Origin of the sequence: Microbacterium sp. NPDC090014 (assembly GCF_044748285.1) — a bacterium.
Taxonomy (GTDB): domain Bacteria; phylum Actinomycetota; class Actinomycetes; order Actinomycetales; family Microbacteriaceae; genus Microbacterium.
Window position 1 is genome coordinate 1,860,376 of the sequence record NZ_JBIVFS010000001.1, and the last position, 17,015, is coordinate 1,877,390.

Annotated in this window: 16 protein-coding genes; 10 read left to right on the plus strand and 6 right to left on the minus strand. The window is 68.1% G+C overall.

Annotated features, from left to right (window positions below; translation table 11 throughout):
* The first annotated feature begins 42 nt into the window (after window positions 1–42).
* The gene (locus tag ACIPV5_RS08745; protein ID WP_056278255.1) at window positions 43–321 is read left to right on the plus strand and encodes a helix-turn-helix domain-containing protein; all 279 of its coding nucleotides are present in this window, start codon (window positions 43–45) and stop codon (window positions 319–321) included.
* Here ACIPV5_RS08745 and ACIPV5_RS08750 read toward each other — a convergent pair.
* Complete coding sequence (locus ACIPV5_RS08750) at window positions 309–920, minus strand: hypothetical protein (RefSeq protein WP_053099064.1); 612 nt, start codon at window positions 918–920, stop codon at window positions 309–311. The two genes, ACIPV5_RS08745 and ACIPV5_RS08750, sit on opposite strands and share 13 nt — an antisense overlap.
* A 127-nt stretch (window positions 921–1,047) precedes the next feature.
* Between ACIPV5_RS08750 and ACIPV5_RS08755 the strand changes: the two genes are divergently transcribed.
* Both ACIPV5_RS08755 and ACIPV5_RS08760 read left to right on the plus strand, forming a co-directional pair.
* Complete coding sequence (locus ACIPV5_RS08755; protein ID WP_171821901.1) at window positions 1,048–1,434, plus strand: Rv3235 family protein; 387 nt, start codon at window positions 1,048–1,050, stop codon at window positions 1,432–1,434.
* A gap of 24 nt (window positions 1,435–1,458) precedes the next feature.
* Window positions 1,459–2,943, plus strand: a complete 1,485-nt coding sequence (locus ACIPV5_RS08760; RefSeq protein WP_056278258.1) for a sensor histidine kinase — start codon at window positions 1,459–1,461, stop codon at window positions 2,941–2,943.
* A gap of 71 nt (window positions 2,944–3,014) precedes the next feature.
* On the opposite strand, the gene ACIPV5_RS08765 is transcribed toward ACIPV5_RS08760, so the two are convergent.
* Window positions 3,015–3,263 carry a WhiB family transcriptional regulator gene (locus ACIPV5_RS08765; RefSeq protein WP_028503730.1) on the minus strand — a complete coding sequence of 83 codons (249 nt, stop codon included), beginning with the start codon at window positions 3,261–3,263 and terminating at the stop codon, window positions 3,015–3,017.
* Between the two features lie 235 nt (window positions 3,264–3,498).
* On the opposite strand from ACIPV5_RS08765, the gene ACIPV5_RS08770 reads away from it, so the two are divergent.
* Window positions 3,499–3,882 (plus strand): hypothetical protein, encoded by a 384-nt coding sequence (locus ACIPV5_RS08770; RefSeq protein WP_053095673.1) that lies wholly within the window; start codon window positions 3,499–3,501, stop codon window positions 3,880–3,882.
* Between the two features lie 3 nt (window positions 3,883–3,885).
* On the opposite strand, the gene bcp is transcribed toward ACIPV5_RS08770, so the two are convergent.
* From bcp to aroA, 3 genes are read right to left on the minus strand one after another with little or no spacing between them, the layout of a single operon-like run.
* Window positions 3,886–4,359: a thioredoxin-dependent thiol peroxidase gene (gene bcp / locus ACIPV5_RS08775; protein ID WP_400340769.1), complete on the minus strand. Its 474-nt coding sequence runs from the start codon at window positions 4,357–4,359 to the stop codon at window positions 3,886–3,888.
* Window positions 4,360–4,368: 9 nt separating this feature from the next.
* Window positions 4,369–5,439, minus strand: a complete 1,071-nt coding sequence (gene rsgA / locus ACIPV5_RS08780; RefSeq protein ID WP_053099066.1) for a ribosome small subunit-dependent GTPase A — start codon at window positions 5,437–5,439, stop codon at window positions 4,369–4,371.
* Window positions 5,436–6,761, minus strand: a complete 1,326-nt coding sequence (gene aroA, locus ACIPV5_RS08785; RefSeq protein ID WP_056278260.1) for a 3-phosphoshikimate 1-carboxyvinyltransferase — start codon at window positions 6,759–6,761, stop codon at window positions 5,436–5,438. Before aroA ends, rsgA begins: the two co-directional genes overlap by 4 nt.
* A 69-nt stretch (window positions 6,762–6,830) precedes the next feature.
* Here aroA and ACIPV5_RS08790 point away from each other — a divergent pair, with 69 nt between their 5' ends.
* The 3 genes from ACIPV5_RS08790 to ACIPV5_RS08800 all read left to right on the plus strand — a co-directional run bounded on the left by ACIPV5_RS08790 (window position 6,831) and on the right by ACIPV5_RS08800 (window position 9,110).
* Window positions 6,831–7,499, plus strand: a complete 669-nt coding sequence (locus tag ACIPV5_RS08790; protein ID WP_053095676.1) for a sigma-70 family RNA polymerase sigma factor — start codon at window positions 6,831–6,833, stop codon at window positions 7,497–7,499.
* Window positions 7,496–7,741, plus strand: coding sequence for a zf-HC2 domain-containing protein (locus ACIPV5_RS08795; RefSeq protein ID WP_053095677.1), 246 nt, complete (start codon window positions 7,496–7,498; stop codon window positions 7,739–7,741). Before ACIPV5_RS08790 ends, ACIPV5_RS08795 begins: the two co-directional genes overlap by 4 nt.
* Before the next feature lie 64 nt (window positions 7,742–7,805).
* Entirely contained in the window at window positions 7,806–9,110 is a 1,305-nt protein-coding gene (locus tag ACIPV5_RS08800; RefSeq protein WP_400340772.1) for a GNAT family N-acetyltransferase, read from the plus strand.
* Between the two features lie 62 nt (window positions 9,111–9,172).
* Here the strand turns inward: ACIPV5_RS08800 and ACIPV5_RS08805 are convergent, their stop codons facing one another.
* Window positions 9,173–12,856 (minus strand): multifunctional oxoglutarate decarboxylase/oxoglutarate dehydrogenase thiamine pyrophosphate-binding subunit/dihydrolipoyllysine-residue succinyltransferase subunit, encoded by a 3,684-nt coding sequence (locus ACIPV5_RS08805; protein ID WP_400340774.1) that lies wholly within the window; start codon window positions 12,854–12,856, stop codon window positions 9,173–9,175.
* 159 nt (window positions 12,857–13,015) lie between these two features.
* On the opposite strand from ACIPV5_RS08805, the gene ACIPV5_RS08810 reads away from it, so the two are divergent.
* The 3 genes from ACIPV5_RS08810 (at window position 13,016) to ACIPV5_RS08820 (ending at window position 16,959) form a co-directional block, all read left to right on the plus strand.
* Window positions 13,016–14,470 (plus strand): GuaB1 family IMP dehydrogenase-related protein, encoded by a 1,455-nt coding sequence (locus tag ACIPV5_RS08810; protein WP_400340776.1) that lies wholly within the window; start codon window positions 13,016–13,018, stop codon window positions 14,468–14,470.
* Window positions 14,471–14,584: 114 nt separating this feature from the next.
* Complete coding sequence (locus ACIPV5_RS08815; RefSeq protein WP_053095681.1) at window positions 14,585–15,901, plus strand: hemolysin family protein; 1,317 nt, start codon at window positions 14,585–14,587, stop codon at window positions 15,899–15,901.
* Complete coding sequence (locus tag ACIPV5_RS08820; RefSeq protein ID WP_053095682.1) at window positions 15,898–16,959, plus strand: hemolysin family protein; 1,062 nt, start codon at window positions 15,898–15,900, stop codon at window positions 16,957–16,959. Before ACIPV5_RS08815 ends, ACIPV5_RS08820 begins: the two co-directional genes overlap by 4 nt.
* The last annotated feature ends 56 nt before the right edge of the window (window positions 16,960–17,015 follow it).

Sequence of the window (17,015 nt, forward strand, 5' to 3'; positions counted from 1 at the left end):
ATCGGCCCTGGCGTATCGGCACGGCAGGGGGAGAATGGGAGCATGCCCCATTCCTCTCCGGCCACGCAGCGCTTCCTGGCGCCGGCGCAGGTGGCGGAACTGCTGAGCATCGGGGTCGACGAGGTCATCGAACTCGTCTACGCGGGGCGTCTGCGCGGGTCCAAGCTCGGTGCACCCGCCCGGTGGCGCGTCGAGGAGTCGAGCCTTTCGGAGTATCTCGCCGAGCAGTCCGAAGAGGCCAGACGGATGGCACTGTGGCGTGAGGCGAATGAGGCGAGTTTCCCAGAGGTCTGGGGCACATCCCGCCGTCACGGCATCTGATCTCCCGCGGTCTGCACCGACGTGACGGCTGCGAACGGGATGATCTGGAACGCACGCACAGCCGAGGCGGTCCTCGCCTCGCCCGGGTCGTGCAGGGCGAGATCCAGATGGTCCGCGCCCGCTCGGTCGATCGTCCCGTGGAGGTCGGATGCATCGACGCTGACGATTCTGACCGGAACCCGCCGCCGGGCGAGGTCACGGAGGACGAACCCGAGCGACATGCGCTCGCGGAGCACGGGGGCGGGCTCGTCCTCTTCGTCCAGGCTCGACAGCAGCAGGCCGTGATCGACGGTGAGTCCGCGGAGCGCGTGGAGGGGGACGATCACGGTCGACCGCGTCGTCCGTGATTCCTCGGCCTGCGCGATCGTCGCAGCGATCCAATCGGAGCCCAGCGCGTTCAGTCGTGCCCGAACGCGAGCTCCACCCGGCAGATCCAGGGTGGCGGGAGCGGCCGATGCGCAGAGCACTCTGAGCCGGCTGCGAAGCTCGAGCCTCGAGATGCGCAGGCGCTCCGACTCGGCGTCGAGCGCCGCGCGCTCGCTCTCCCACTCGGAGGCCAGCTGGCCTTCGAGGTCTTCGAACAGTCGATCCCAGTGCACGCGGACCACCGTAAATGAAGTCCGGGAGCGCATGTACGAGTTATCCACATACATCACGAACGCGACCGGATCGGCCAGTCGACGCATGCTCTACTTGGCGCAGTCTTCCCGATGGAGAGTGCCTCAGATGATGCTTCACGAGTACTTCGCACCACAGCCGACACCCCGCGCCGAGCTGCCGGATCCGAGTCCGCTGCTGCGGAGCCTGACCCAGGGCGTGCTCGAGGTACTCGCGGGAGTCAGAGAAGTCGATCAGCTCGCCCGCTGGTTCAATGAAGACGCGTACCGGAGTTTGGTGACGCGGGCGAATCTGTCGGCGAGGGCGCGCAGCGCGAGGGGGGTCTCGCCTGCGCGCCCGACTTTCGAGATCCTGTCGATCCGCGTGACGGAACCGGTGGACGGCAAGGTGGAGGCTGTCGTCGTGGTCGCGGGTCCCGGTCGCACCCGGGCGGTGGCGATTCGCCTCGAAGGTCTCGACCGACGCTGGCGGGCGACGTCGCTGGCCGTTCTCTGAGCGGACGCGCTCTAGGCTGGTGGGGTGTCAACGCTCAGCGACCTCGCCAATGCCCAGGGCCGTCTTGCCGAGAACGATGTCGAGTGGCTGCATCGACTCGCCGGCGACGGTCAGCTTCTCGCGGACCTCGCGTCGGCGGACATCGTCGTCTGGATCGAGACCGACGACGGATCGTTCGTCGCCGTAGCCCACGCCCGTCCGAGCGGAGCGGCCACCCTGTTCTACCGCGACATCGTGGGCGAGCGGGTGCGGCCGCAGTGGCGCACGCAGGTACAGGGGGCGTTCGATTCGGCGGAGATCGTGGACTCGTCCTCACCGGATTGGTTCGAGGAGACCCCGACGCGCGTGAGGGCGGTGCCGATCGTCAACGAGCGCCGCGGCAGTGAGCACCAGGGGACCGTCATCGGCGTCGTCACCCGGCACACGAACCTCGGCGAGGCCCGGACGCCGTCGCGACAGCAGATCACGTTCGACGAGTGCGCGAACGACATCTTCCGGATGATCGCCGACGGCAGCTTTCCCGATCCGGCGGCTCCGACCTCCCCGCGCCGCGGAGCTCCCCGAGCGTCAGACGGCTTGATCCGGATCGACGTCGACGGCATCACGACGTTCGCGAGTCCGAACGCGCTCTCGGCGTTCAATCGGATGGGTTTCGATGACGAACTGGAGGGCGAGTCTCTCGCCGAGGTCACCACGAGGCTCGTGCCGCCGTCGCGACAGGTCGACGAGTCGCTGCCCGTCGTCGTGACCGGGCGCGCCCCGTGGCGCACCGACATCGAAGCACGCGGCGTCACTGTCTCGCTGCGGGCGATTCCCCTCAAGGATCACGGGACGCGCATCGGTGCCATCGTCCTGTGCCGGGACGTGTCGGAGCTGCGTCATCAGGAGCAGGAGCTCATCACCAAGGACGCGACGATCCGCGAGATCCATCACCGTGTCAAGAACAACCTGCAGACGGTCGCATCGCTGTTGCGCATCCAGGCGCGTCGTACGCACTCGGACGAGGCGCGCGATGCGCTGACCCAGGCGATGAGACGTGTGGACTCCATCGCGGTGGTTCACGACACCCTCGCTCAGGGGCTGACTCAGAAGGTCGACTTCGACGAGGTGTTCCACCGGGTTCTGAAGCTCGTCGCCGAGGTCGCATCCGCGCCGAACACCCGTGCGCGCACTCGGTCGACCGGGCGCTTCGGGGTCCTGCCGAGCGAGTACGCGACGCCGTTGGCTCTCGCGCTCACCGAGGTCGTCACGAACGCGGTGGAGCACGGCCTCGCAGGGCAGGAGGGCATGGTCACGATCGACGCCACGCGCACCGAGGAGAATCTGCGCGTCACGGTGCACGACACCGGCAAGGGGCTGCCGGAGGGGCGCATCGGTCAGGGACTGGGAACGCAGATCATCCGCACCCTGATCCAGGGGGAGCTCAGCGGATCGATCGAGTGGCGGGGGAGCGAGGGAGAGGGCACCGAAGTCGTCATCGACATCCCGCTCCGCTGGCTCACCGCGTGACGAGTCCGCCGCGACGGTGAGCAGATACGCAGAAGCGGCCCGAGACATCGTCTCGGGCCGCTTCTCGATGTTCAGGAGGCGCGGCGGGCGCGGGCGGCGCGGCGCTTGAGTGCGCGGCGCTCGTCCTCGGAGAGGCCGCCCCACACGCCCGAGTCCTGGCTGGACTCGAGGGCGTACTGCAGGCAGATCTCGGTCACCGTGCATGTGGCGCAGACGGTCTTCGCCTTCTCGATCTGGTCGACGGCCGGACCCGTGTTCCCGACAGGGAAGAACAGTTCGGGGTCGACAGTCAAGCAGGCGGCCTTATCGCGCCAGTCCATGGGGGCTCCTCGGTGTGGTTTTTCAGAAATCGACGCACTGCGACGACTCGGATTTCGGGTGCAGATCGGGTTCAGCTACCCTGTATGAGATACGGACGGATGCCCGCTTTCTGTGATGCGAGCTCGAAGCCCGCCCCACGCCGCTGTGGGAGCACATGACGCTGTCTATTCTGTTACATGAAACCGGCGAAATCAAGGGTTTCCGCCGTTCTCATCCGATTCTCAGGAGACAACTGTGCGCTCACCCGGCCTCGCTCTGGCGGCATCCGCGGTTCTCGCGGCGGAGGGCGCCGCCTTGATCGTCTTCGCTCTCATCGAGCTCGTGGGCCTCGGTGCAGGGGACGCAGCCTCACTGCCGACAGCGCTCGCTCTCATCGTGCTCACTCTCCTCGGCGCCGCCGCGCTCATCGCGTTCGCGATCGGGACGAGGACGGGGCGGTCATGGGCGCGATCGGGTGGCGTCGTCTTCCAGGTGCTCGCCATCGCGCTCGCGCTCGCCTCGCTGACGCTGCAGCCGGTCGCGTGGGCGTTCACCGTCGGAGTGGGTCTGCCAGCACTGCTGTGCTTCGCGCTGCTGATCGCCAGCACGCGAGCCGAGAACGAGCGCCCGGCGGAGTGACCGTCAGGCGTCGACGCCGAGGAGCTTGCGCAGGCGCGCGACGTGTCCGGTGGCCTTGACGTTGTACTGGGCGAGTGCGATCGTGCCCTGCTCATCGAGCACGAAGGTCGATCGGATGACGCCCTCCACGACCTTGCCGTAGTTCATCTTCTCGCCCCATACGCCGTAAACGGAGTGCACCGCGTGGTCGGGGTCGCTGAGAAGGGTGAAGGTGAGGCCGTCGCGCTCGCGGAACTCGGCGAGCTTTGCGGGCTCGTCGCGCGAGACCCCGACCACCCGGTATCCGGCGCCCTCGAGCGACGAGATGCTGTCGCGGAAGTCGCAGGCCTGCGTCGTGCAGCCCGGGGTCATGGCCGCGGGATAGAAGTACAGCACCGTCTTGCGGCCGCGCAGATCGTCGAGGGTGACGGTCTGTCCGTCTTGGTCGAGGAGAGCGAAGTCGGGGGCAGCGGTTCCGGGTTCCAGGCGCACAGTCACCCCTCCAGCCTAGCGGCCGGGCGTCTGCTCCGCCTTGTCGGCGAAGGTCTGCAGGAGCCGCTGGAGGGAGTCCAGACGCGCTCGTCCCGTCTCGCTGAGCTCGCCGCTCTCCGCGGCTTCGATGAGAGCGCAATCCGGGGCATCGGCGAGGTGCGTGCATCCGCGCGGACAGTTCTCGGCGATCTCGGCGAGCTCGGTGAATGCGGCGAGGATGTTCGCGGGGTTGACGTGCCCGAGTCCGAAGGACCGGACCCCCGGGGTGTCGATCACCCAACCGCGACCCTCGGGGCCGACGTACCGCAGAGAGACGGTGGACGAGGAGGTGTGCCTGCCACGGCCGGTGACCTGGTTGACGTGCCCTGTAGCGCGGAGCGCGCTGGGCACCAGGGCGTTCACGAGCGTCGACTTGCCCACGCCGGAGTGGCCGACGAAGACCGTCGAGTGACCGACCAGTGCCGCGCCGATCTCATCGACGGGCATCTCGTCCTGCGCACTCGTGAAGACGCGCAGGTCGAGGCCGTCGAAGTGCGACAGGAAGGCGCTGGGATCGGCCAGGTCGGTCTTGGTCACGACGAGGAGCGGGCGGATGCCGGCGTCCAGAGCGGCGACGAGATAGCGGTCGACCAGTCGGGCTCGCGGCTCGGGGTCGGCCGCGGCGACGACGACCAGCATCTGATCGGCGTTCGCGACGATGACGCGCTCGACCTGGTCGGTGTCGTCGGCGCTGCGCCTGAGCAGAGAGGTGCGATCGGCGATGCCGATGATGCGCCCCAGCGTGCCGTCCTCGCCGGAGATGTCACCGACCACCTTCGCCTGGTCGCCCGTCACGATCGGGTTCCTGCGGAGTTCTCGTGCCCGTGCCGCGGTGATCATCCGCTCGTCGGGCGTGTCCTCATCGAGCAGCACGGAGTAGCGGCCGCGGTCGACACCGAGGACGCGTCCGATCTGCGCATCGTCATGGGCGGGCCGCCGCTTCGTGCGGGGGCGATTCGCCTTCGGGTTCGGACGCGCGCGGATGCTGCTCTCATCGAAGTCCTCGAAGTCGTCCTCGAGGTCGTCGGAGTCGTCGAGCCAGCTCACGCGGACGCGCCCCGCAGCATGCGCTCCCACAGGAGGGTGAATTCCGGGAGGGTCTTCGATGTCGTTCCGATGTCGTCGATCTCGACTCCCGGAACGCGCAGGCCGATGAGGGCGCCCGTCGTCGCCATGCGGTGATCGTGGTGCGCCGCCCAGCCCCCGCCGTGCAGATCCCGCGGGATGATGCGCAGACCGTCGGAGAGCTCCTCGGCCTCGCCTCCCAGAGCGCGGATGTTGCCCACGAGGGCCGCGATGCGATCGGTCTCGTGGAGTCGGATGTGACCGATTCCGCGGATCGTCGTCGGGCCGGACGCGAACGCCGCGAGCCCGACGAGGGTGGGAGTCAGCTCGCTCGCTGCGGACAGGTCCATGTCGAGTCCGCGGATCTCGGAGCCGGCCCTGACCGTCAGCGTCCCGCTGTGACGGCCGACGTGCGCGCCCATCGCCTGCAGGATCTCGGGAAGCAGTGCGCCGGGCTGGGTGGAGTGCACCGGCCAGCCGGGAACCGACACCGCCCCGCCCGTGACCAGGGCCGCGGCGAGGAACGGCGCGGCGTTCGAGAGATCGGGCTCGATGGCGATCTCCTTGGCGCGGGGCACCCCGGCTTCGACGAGCCACTCTCCGGTGGCGGGCCGCTCGATGCGAATGCCACGACGACTCAGCGCCTCGATCGTCATGTCGATGTGGGGCAGGCTCGGCAGATGCTCGCCGGTGTGCACCAGGTGCAGACCCACGTCGAACCGCGGCGCCGCGAGCAGCAGTCCCGAGACGAACTGGCTGGATGCCGAGGCATCGATCTCGACCCGTCCACCGCGGATGCGGCCGTGCCCGCGGACGGTGAACGGCAGCGCCCACGTCCCCTCGTCGTCGATGTCGACTCCCAGGTCGCGCAGTGCGCTGATGAGGCCGCCCATTGGCCTGTGGAGCGCGGTCTCGTGAGCGGTGAGGTGCACGTCGTGCTGCGCGAGGCCCGCGAGCGGCGCGATGAAGCGCATGACCGTGCCGGCCTGGCCGCAGTCGATCGTGGTGCCGCCGACGAGTTTGGCGGGAGTGATCGCCAGATCGGGGCCGAAGTCTCCGTTGCCGTCGACCTCCTCGATGCCCACACCCAACGCCCGCAGCGCGTCGATCATCCGGCGGGAGTCGTCGGAGTGCAGCGGAGCGATGAGCCGGCCCGGTCCGTCGGCGATCGCGGCGATGATGAGCTCGCGATTCGTGAGCGATTTCGAGCCCGGGATCGTCACGGTCGCGTGGACGGCGTTCGCGCTGGTCGGCGCGACGTAGACGCCCTGGACAGGGGAGGGGGAATACCTGTTGGCGCTCATCGGTTCCCACCTTAGTAAACGCGAGTGCTCGCATGACGGAATCCGGGCGCTCGACGACAAGGAGAGAGCATGCTCGCAACGCTGGAACGCGAGTCGGTGGACCTCGCCCGCCTAGACTGGCCGGTGATGGATGACACGGCAACCGCAGAGACGGTCAGCGACCCTCGGCGCGAATTCGAGGAACAGGCGATCCCGTTCATGGATCAGCTCTACGCCGCGGCGATGCGCATGACGCGCAACCCGGCTGATGCTGCTGACCTCGTGCAGGAGACCTTCGTCAAGGCGTACGGATCCTGGGCGACGTTCTCGCAGGGCACGAACCTCAAGGCGTGGCTCTATCGGATCCTCACGAACACCTACATCAACATCTACCGCAAGAAGCAGCGGGAGCCGTTCCAGGGCACGATCGACGAGCTCGAGGACTGGCAGATGGGCGGTGCGGAGTCGACCACGACCACCGCGTCGCACAGCCGTTCGGCGGAGGCGGAAGCCATCGACCACATGCCCGCATCGGTCGTCAAGGACGCGTTGCAGGCCGTACCCGAGGACTTCCGGCTGGCGGTGTACCTCGCGGACGTCGAGGGCTTCGCCTACCAGGAGATCGCGGACATCATGAAGACGCCCATCGGCACCGTGATGAGTCGCCTGCATAGAGGCAGGCGGATGCTGCGGGAGCTGCTGGCTGACTACGCCGTGGAGCGGGGAATCTCCGCGGCCGACCCGAGGAGCAAGAAATGACCGACTGCGGCTGCGACAAGGCCCGCAAGGATCTCGAGGAGTACCTCCGCAACGAGGTCTGCAACACCGAGCACACGGAGATCCGCGAGCATCTCGAGAACTGCCCGTCCTGTCGGGACGAGGCACTCGTGGCGACGACCCTCACCGAGGTCGTGGCGCGCGCCTGCAAGGAGACGGCTCCGGAGGAGCTGCGCGACCAGGTGTTCGCGCGACTGCGCGAGGTGCAGTCCGCTCAGCACTGACCGCGGGCGAGCAGCCGTCGACCCCTGAGATCGTGATGTCGGCATCCGCCCATAGGCTGGAAGCATGACGCTCATCGATTCACGCGACATCCCGGCCGATCCGACCTCCACCGAGCGACTGGCGGCGGAATCGCTGGTCTACCGGGTCGTCGACACCGCTGACGACGCACAGTCCGAGAGCTTCCAGAGGGCGATGACCCGAGGTTTCCTCGGCGCGGAGCCCACACCGGAGGTGCTCGCCTTCGGCCGAGCGGCCTTCGAGTCGCGACGCAACATCGGCGTCTACGACGCAGCGGCGACGGACGCACCTCCGGTCGCCACGATCGACTCCTGGGTCACGCCGCTGACGCTGCCCGGTGGGGGCGAGATCCCGATGTGGGCGATCAGCGGAGTCACGGTGTCGGCCACGCACCGACGTCGCGGCATCGCGCGAGCGCTCCTCGAGGGCGAGCTCAGGGCAGCGGCGACGGCAGGAGTGCCGATCGCGGGGCTGACGGTCTCGGAGGCGACAATCTACGGCAGGTACGGCTTCGGGTCGGCTGTGCATATGTCGCGCGTCACGGTCGATACCCGTCGCGCCGGCTGGGCAGGTCCGTCTTCGGACGGCCGCGTCGAATACCTCGACCGCGAGTCGCTCGCCGCGGAACTCGGAGCGGTGCATGATCGGGTCCGCGGTCATCGTGGCGGCCAGATCCCCGGGTGGCACTCGCGATGGACCGGCATCGCCGGCCTGTCACCGAGTGACACCGACCGCGATCAGGTGCGCGGCATCCGCTTCGTCGATGCGGACGGCGAGGTGCGCGGGGCGATGGCCTTCACCCTCAGCGAGCGCACCGGATCCTTCCGATTCGCCCTCGCCGTGCGCCTGCTGGTCGCGGAGACTCCCGAAGCGACTGCCGCCCTGTGGGGGTTCGCGCTGCAGCACGATCTCGTCGACGAGGTCACGGCCGATCTGCGTCCGCTCGACGACGCGCTTCCGTGGCTGGTTCGCGACCCGCGTGGTGTCACCCAGACGGTGCACGACCATGGCTGGCTGCGCCTGCTCGACGTCCCCGCGGCTCTCCCTGCGCGACGGTACTCGGCGCCCATCGATGTGATTCTGCGCGTTCGCGATCCGCTCGGCGTCGCGTCGGGTGACTGGCGTCTGCGCGTCGACGAGACGGGGGAGGCATCCGTCGAGGCCGTGGACGATGCCGCGGCCGTGGATGCGGAGCTCGATGTATCCGCGCTCTCCATCCTCTATGCCGGGGGTGTGCGGGCCTCGTCTCTGCACGTCGCCGGACGGATCGATGCCGACGCCGCCGTCGTCGAAGAGCTGGACCGCGCGTTCGTGGCATTCCCCGCGCCGGCACTCGACATCTGGTACTGAACTCTCAGACGATAGGGGCGCCTCGACCGAAGTCGAGGCGCCCCTTTCGTGTCTGCCGGGTATCAGCCGAGCGTGAGGGCATCCCGCAGCAGCTTCGCCTGCTCGGCCGCGTGCACCTTCGACGAGCCCGTCGCGGGCGATGCCGAAGCCGGACGCGACACCGGACGGAAGCTGCGGTCACCCGGGACATCGGCGAAGGCGAGTGCCAGGAACGGCCAGGCTCCCTGGTTCTCCGGCTCCTCCTGCACCCACACCAGCTCGGCGTTCGGGTACGAATCGGTGATGGCCTTCAGTCCGTCGATCGGGGTCGGGTAGAGCTGCTCGAGCCTGACCAGCGCGATCTCGGGGTTCGGGTTCTTCTCGAGTTCGGCTTTGAGATCCCAGTGCACCTTGCCGGAGTGCACGAGGACGCGCTTCACGGCATTGCGATCGAGGCCCCGGTTGTCGTCGAGAACCGGCTCGAAACGGCCCTGCGTGAAGGCCTCGACCGGGCTCGTCGCCCCACGCAGACGCAGCATGGCCTTCGGGGTGAAGACGATGAGCGGCTTGCGCGGACGCGCGTAGGCCTGGCGGCGCAGCAGGTGGAAGTACGACGCGGGCGTCGAGGGGCGCGCGACGATCATGTTGTCCTGCGCGCACATCTGCAGGAACCGCTCGATGCGTGAGGAGGAGTGGTCCGGCCCCTGACCCTCGTAGCCGTGGGGGAGGAGCAGCGTGACGCTGGACTGCTGTCCCCACTTCTGCTCCGCAGCCGAGATGTACTCGTCTATGACCGACTGAGCGCCGTTGACGAAGTCGCCGAACTGGGCCTCCCACAGCACGAGGGCCTCGGGAGCCTCGACGGAGTAGCCGTACTCGAAGCCGAGCGCCGCATACTCGCTGAGGAGCGAGTCGTAGACGAAGAAGCGGCCCTGCGACTCGGAGAGGTTCGACAGCGGCAGCCACTCCTGGCCGTTCGCGCGGTCGTGCAGAGTCGCGTGACGCTGCACGAACGTGCCGCGGCGCGAGTCCTGCCCGGCGAGCCGCACGGGCGTTCCCTCGACGAGGAGCGAACCGAAGGCGAGAAGCTCGCCGAAGCCCCAGTCGATGTTGCCGTTGCGGCTCATGTCGAGACGCTTCTCGAGCTGCTGCTGCAGCTTGGGGTGCACGGTGAAGCCCTCGGGCTTGTTCACGAACGCGTCGCCGATGAGCTGGATGACCTCGTTCGAGACTCCGGTGATCTCCGGAGCGCCGACCTGCTCGTCGACCGGCGGCAGATCCTGCGCGACCGGGTTGGCGCCGGTCTCGGCGGCGTGCGTCTCGGCGAACGCGATCTCCAGACGGTTCTGGAAGTCGGCCTTGGCCTCGTCGTACTCCTCTTCGGTGATGTCGCCACGACCGACGAGCGACTCCGTGTACAGCTTGCGCACCGATCGCTTCGCCTGGATCAGGTCGGTCATCAACGGTTGCGTCATCGAGGGGTCGTCTCCCTCGTTGTGACCACGGCGGCGGTAGCAGACGAGGTCGATGACGACGTCGCGGTGGAACCGCTCGCGGTATTCGAACGCGAGCTGCGCGACGTGGATCACAGCCTCGGGGTCGTCGCCGTTCACGTGGAACACGGGTGCCTGGATGGTCTTCGCGACATCGGTCGAGTACACCGAGGAACGCGAGTCGTTCGGGAGGGTCGTGAAGCCGACCTGGTTGTTGACCACCACGTGGATCGTGCCGCCGGTGCGATACCCGCGCAGCTGAGACATCTGCAGCGTCTCGACCACCACGCCCTGACCGGCGAACGCCGCGTCGCCGTGCACGAGGATCGGCAGCCAGGCGAACGTGCCGATCGGCTTGCGGTCCTGCTTGGCGCGCACGATGCCCTCGAGGACTCCGTCGACCGTCTCGAGGTGAGACGGGTTCGCGGCCAGATACACCGGGAGCTCGGAGCCGTCATCGGCGACGAACGTTCCCTCGGTGCCCAGGTGGTACTTCACATCGCCCGAGCCGCGCTGGTTGCCGGGGGTCTGCGTGCCCTCGAACTCCTGGAACACGTGGCCGTAGGTCTTGCCCGCGATGTTCGTCAGCACGTTCAGACGGCCGCGGTGCGCCATGCCGATCGCGGCGCCCTCGAGTCCGGATGTGGCCGCACCCTGGAGGATCTCGTCGAGCAGCGGGACGAGAGACTCGCCGCCCTCGAGCGAGAACCGCTTCTGACCGACGAACTTGGTCTGCAGGAAGGTCTCGAACGCCTCGGCCTCGTTGAGCTTGCGAAGAACCCTCAGCTGCTCGTCGTGGCCGGGCTTCTGGTACTTGACCTCGACCTTCTCCTGGAACCAGCGGCGCTGCTCCGGGTCCTGGATGTGCATGTACTCGATGCCGAGCGTGCGGCAGTACGAGTCGCGAAGGACGCCGAGGATGTCGCGCAGCTTGGCGACCCGACGGCCACCGAACCCGCCGGTCACGAACTCGCGGTCGAGATCCCAGAAGGTGAGCCCGTGGCTCTCGATCTCGAGGTCGGGGTGCGAGCGCTGGACGTACTCGAGCGGATCGATGTCGGCCATCAGGTGACCGCGCACGCGGAACGAGTTGATGAGCTCCTGCACGCGGGATTGCTTGTCGACGCGCTCGGCGAGATCCACCGCGATGTCGGGGTTCCAGCGGATGGGGGAGTACGGGATGCGCAGAGCGGCGAAGATGTCGTCGTAGAAGCCGCGCTGTCCGATCAGGAGCTCGTGGACCTTCTTCAGGAACTCGCCGGAGCCAGCGCCCTGGATGACGCGGTGGTCATAGGTGCTCGTCAACGTGATCGTCTTGCCGATCGCCAGCTCGTTGAGCGTCTTCTCGCTCGCTCCCTGGAACTCGGCCGGGTACTCGAGGGCACCGGCGCCGATGATGCAGCCCTGCCCCTTCATCAGACGAGGCACGGAGTGGACGGTGCCGATGCCGCCGGGGTTGGTGAGTGAGACCGTGGTGCCCTGGAAGTCGGCCGCCGTCAGCTTGTTGTTGCGGGCGCGCGTCACGAGGTCTTCGTAGGCGACGAGGTACTCGCTGAAGGTCAGCGTGTCGGCGCGCTTGATGCTGGGGACCATCAGAGCGCGCGTGCCGTCGGGCTTGGGCAGATCGATCGCGATGCCGAGGTTCACGTGAGCCGGAGCCACGACCGAGGGCTTGCCGTCGATCTCGGCGTAGAAGACGTTCTGGCTGCGGAACTCGTCGAGCGTGCGGATCAGCGCCCAGCCGATGAGGTGGGTGAAGCTGATCTTGCCGCCGCGCGTGCGCGCCATGTGGTTGTTGATGACGATCCGGTTGTCGATCATCAGCTTCGCGGGCACCGTGCGCACGCTCGTCGCGGTCGGAACCGTCAGCGACTCGTCCATGTTCGCGGCGAGGGTCTTGGGCAGACCGCGGAGGGGCGTGACCTTGTCCTCTTCGACGGGCTCGGCTGACTCGGGCGCCTCGGCCTTGGCTGCGGGCTTCGGAGCCTGCGCGGGGATCGGGGCTGCAGCGGCGGGCTTGGTCGTGGTCCGTGCGACCGGCTGTGCGCCGATGACCGGGATGGGCGCGGTCACGGGGTGAGTCGGCTGCTCCGTGGCGGCTGCGGGGACCGCGCTGCCGGTCGCGGCATCCGACTGGTACTTCTCGAGGATCGGCCACCACTCCTTGTCGACGGAGTCGCGGTTCACCTTGTACTGCTCGTAGAGCTCTTCCACGAGCCAGGAATTGGCTCCGAACCCCCCGTCGCCCCCGACGCCGGTCACCTGGTTCGACACGCTCGATCGCCCTCTTTCATCGCTGAAGTCCATATATGCACACCAGGACGCGTGATGCGTCCGGGCCCGCACACTCTCGACTTCCAAGCCTAACGTGTTTCCTCGGGCATTCGTCGAAGGCATGCGCCCTCGGCGGCGCTATCTGAGTACCGTGGGGGTATGGAGTTCTCCGGTGAGTCACCCGCAGTCGATCTGACCTATTCCGACGTGTTCCTCGTGCCGCGACGATCGGCTGTCACGAGTCGTCTGCAGGTCGATCTGGCGCCGCAGGACGGGACTCCCGCGACGCTCCCGATCGTTGCCTCGAACATGAATTCCGTCACCGGTCCTCGGCTCGCCGCGGTGCTCGCGCGGCGGGGCGGGCTCGGAGTGCTTCCGCAGGACATGCCCCTGCAGGGGCTGGACGCCGCGATCCGCGATGTCAAGGCGCAGCCGGTGCTGTGGGACACGCCGATCGTGCTGCCGCCCGAGGCGTCGGTGGCGGACGCCCTTCGTCTGATGCCGGCCACCGCCGGGCACGGCATCGTCGTCGCCACGGGAGAGGCACCGCACGATGCGGAGAGGATCCTCGGCGTTCTGCCCGCGACACGGCTGGCGATCGCGCTGCCCGATGCGCAGCTGGGCGATCTCGTGCACGTCGGCACACCGTCGCTCGACGCCGACGACATCGGATCCGAGCGTCATGCGTTCGACGTGATCACCGACGCGGGCGTCGACATGGTCACGATCACGCACCACGGACATCTCGTGGGCACCCTCAGTGCGCGCAGTGCTCTGCGCTCGACGCTGTATCAGCCGGCCCTGGACCGCGATGGCCGTCTCGCCGTCGCGGCGGCGGTCGGCATCAACGGAGACGTCGCCGCCAAGGCGAAGGCACTGGCGGCCGCAGGCGTCGACGTGCTCGTGGTCGACACGGCGCACGGGCACCAGGAGGGGATGCTGCGTGCGCTGAGCGCCGTGGCCGCTCTGGACCTCGGCATCCCGATCGTGGCGGGGAACATCGTCACCGCCGACGGCGTCAAGGACCTCGTCGAGGCGGGCGCCTCGATCCTCAAGGTCGGCGTGGGGCCCGGCGCCATGTGCACGACGCGGATGATGACCGCGGTCGGCCGCCCGCAGTTCTCCGCCGTGCTCGAGACCGCAGAAGCGGCACGCGAGCAGGGCGCGCACGTCTGGGCGGACGGGGGTGTGCGATATCCGCGCGATGTGGCGCTCGCGCTCGCCGCAGGCGCAGCATCCGTCATGGTCGGCTCCTGGTTCGCCGGGACGATCGAAGCGCCCGGAGAGCTGCAGAGCGACGCGGAGGGCCGTCTCTACAAGGAATCCTGGGGGATGGCCTCGACGAAGGCGGTGCAGGCCCGATTCGGACGCCTCGATGCCTATGAGCGCGCACGGAAGGAGCTGTTCGCGGAGGGGATCTCCTCGTCGCAGATCTACCTCGATCCGCTGCGCCCGGGACTCGAGGACCTGCTCGACATGATCACCTCGGGCGTGCGGTCGTCGTTCACCTATGCCGGTGCGTCTTCGGTGCCCGAGTTCCACGACAGGGCGCTCGTCGGGCTGCAGTCCGCGGCCGGATACGAAGAGGGCAAGGCGCTGCCGGTCAGCTGGTAGCGGTCCGTCCTCCGTCGCACCGGCATCCCGTAGAATCGTGGACACCATGGACGACCCTCCCAGTTGTAGTACATCGCCCCACTGCCTGCCTCTCCACATCGGGAGGAACGACTGATGGACTACATCCTCTTGGGCGTGGGGCTTCTGCTCACTGTGGGCACGGGGCTGTTCGTCGCGAGCGAGTTCGCGCTGGTCAATCTCGACCGTGCCGACCTCGAAGCCCGCCAGGCCCGGGGCGAGTCCCGCCTGTCGCTGACGATCAGCGCACTCAAGCACACCTCGACCCACCTGTCGTCCGCCCAGCTCGGCATCACCCTGACGACGCTGCTGACCGGGTACACGATGGAGCCGGCGCTCTCGAACCTCCTCGGTCCGACGCTCGTCGCGTGGAGCATCCCCGACGCGGCCGTCGGCCCGATCGCCACCATCGTCGCCATGCTGGTCGCCACGGTACTGTCGATGATCCTCGGCGAGCTCGTTCCGAAGAACTTCGCTCTCGCTCTGCCGCTCGCGACTGCGAAGCTCGTCATCCCGTTCCAGGTCGCCTTCACCACCGTCTTCAAGCCCGCCGTCGTCGTGCTCAACGGCAGCGCGAACGGGGTCCTGCGAAGCATCGGCATCGAGCCGAAGGAGGAGCTCTCTGGCGCCCGCAGCGCGGAAGAGCTCTCCTCTCTCGTGCGTCGTTCGGCGAGCGCCGGCCTGCTCGAAGCCGACACCGCCAGCCTGCTCGACCGCACCCTGACCTTCTCGCGATTGACGGCCGCCGATGTGATGACGGCTCGGCCGAGCATGCATGCGCTCGCCGTCGGAGACTCGGCGGACGACGTCATCCAGCTCGCTCGCCGGACGGGGCACAGTCGCTTCCCGGTGTACGACGACGATCTCGACGACATCACGGGTGTCGTTCACCTCAAGGCCGCGATCTCCGTGCCGCGCGAGCGACGCGGCGAGGTCCCTGTCGGCGCGCTCTCGACCGATCCGCTGCGCGTGCCGGAGACCGTGCACGTCGATGCGCTCATCTCTGAGCTCAGAGCCCGCGGATATCAGCTGGCGGTGGTCGTCGACGAGTACGGCGGAACTGCCGGTCTCGTCACGCTGGAGGACCTCGTGGAGGAACTCGTGGGCGAGGTCTCCGACGAGCACGACCGCACGCGCGCCGGTGTCGTCCGCAACCGGGACGGCATCACGTTCCCCGGGGAGCTGCGGCCCGACGAGCTGCGCCGCAGAGCGGGCGTGGAGGTTCCCGAGGGAGATGTGTACGACACCGTGGGCGGGTATGTCATGAGCGTCCTCGAGCGCGTGCCGTCGGTGGGCGACGAGGTCGCCCTCGACACGGGCACGCTCCAGGTCGTCCGGATGGACGGTCGCCGCGTCGATCGGATCCGCTACGTTCCGAGTCCGGATCTGCCGGGAGAGGTGGTCGGACGATGAACGACTGGGGAGGACTGGCCTGGCTGGTCGTGCTGCTGGTGGCGAACGCGTTCTTCGTGGGTGCAGAGTTCGCAGTGATCTCCGCGCGTCGATCGCAGATCGAGCCGAAGGCCGACCGCGGGTCGCGCTCGGCCAAGACCGCGCTCTACGCGATGGAGCACGCGACGCTGATGCTCGCGACCTCGCAGCTGGGCATCACCATCTGCTCGCTGCTGATCCTGAACGTCTCAGAGCCCGCCATCCACCATCTGCTCGCTGTGCCGCTGCACGCGATCGGCTGGTCGGACGGCGTCGTCGACGCGGTGTCGTTCACGATCGCCCTGCTCATCGTGTCGTTCCTTCACGTCGTGTTCGGTGAGATGGTGCCGAAGAACCTCGCGTTCTCGGTGCCGGATCGCGCGGTGCTCATCCTCGCGCCGCCGCTCGTGTTGGTGTCCAAGATCTTCATGCCGGTGATCTGGCTGCTGAACGCGGCCGCCAACGGCGTGCTGCGGCTGTTCCGGGTCGAGCCCAAGAACGAGGCGGCGTCGACGTTCACACTCGACGAGGTCGCGACGATCGTCGACCAGTCACGGCGCGAGGGCGTGCTCACCGACACGGCGGGCACGGTCGCGGCCGCCGTGGAGTTCACCGACAAGAAGGCTCGCGACGTGGCTGTTCCGCTCAGCGATCTCGTGACCCTTCCGCAGTCCACGACGCCCGACGACATCGAGAAGGCCGTCGCCCGGTACGGATTCTCGCGCTACGTGATCGTCGACGACGAGGGTGCGCCGGTCGGGTACGTCCACTTGAAGGACATCCTGCGGGCGTCGGACGGGCCGGGCTCTGCCGCGAAGCTGGTCGAGCCGCTGCCCTCGAAGCGCATCAACCACATGGTGCCGATCCAGGAGGACACGGATCTGGAAGACGCACTCGCGGTGATGCGCCGAGCGGGTCGACACCTGGCGAAGGTGCGCGACTCCCAGGGGCGCACGACCGCCGTGCTCTTCCTGGAGGACATCCTCGAGGAGCTCGTGGGCGAGGTGCAGGACGCGACCCGTCGCATCCGCGGCCACTGAGCCGCACACATGACGAAGGCCTCGGTCCGAGCGGACCGGGGCCTTCGCCGTGGGTG